The sequence below is a fragment of the Micromonospora sp. LOL_023 genome, assembly GCF_048060115.1.
In the GTDB taxonomy this organism is placed as follows: Bacteria; Actinomycetota; Actinomycetes; order Mycobacteriales; family Micromonosporaceae; genus Micromonospora_E.
The window spans coordinates 1-352 of record NZ_JBHMIM010000212.1 but is presented as its reverse complement, the minus strand read 5'-3'; the positions used below and the strand labels follow the sequence as shown (position 1 = coordinate 352).

General features: G+C 74.1%; 1 pseudogene. It reads left to right on the top strand.

Annotation, left to right across the window (positions count from 1 at the left end):
* A pseudogene (locus tag ACFHVL_RS31510) lies at positions 1-352 on the top strand (hypothetical protein); the annotation flags it as partial.

Here is a 352-nt window from a genome sequence, read left to right as displayed (position 1 = left end):
CGGCGACGCTGCGCGACCCGGACTTCCCCGACGAACCCGGCCGGCAGCCGTCGTCCGGGCTGATGCTGCCGGTCCAGTGGCAGCCCGGCATCCCGGAGCGGGACCGCCGCAACTGGGAGGCCGTCGCACTCGCCGACCGGCGCAGCACGCCCTGGCTGGTGCTGCTCGGCCGCGCCACCGAACCGCTGGCACCCGACCCCGCCCGGCTGCTCGGCCAGCTGTGCGACCTCGGCGATCAGCTGCACCTCGACCTGGTGATAGAAGCCCGACCGGCGTCCACCCGCAGCGGGATCAGCTGGGACATCCGGTTCGAACTCGCCGGCGGGAAAGTCCCCGACTACGCGCACCGCTG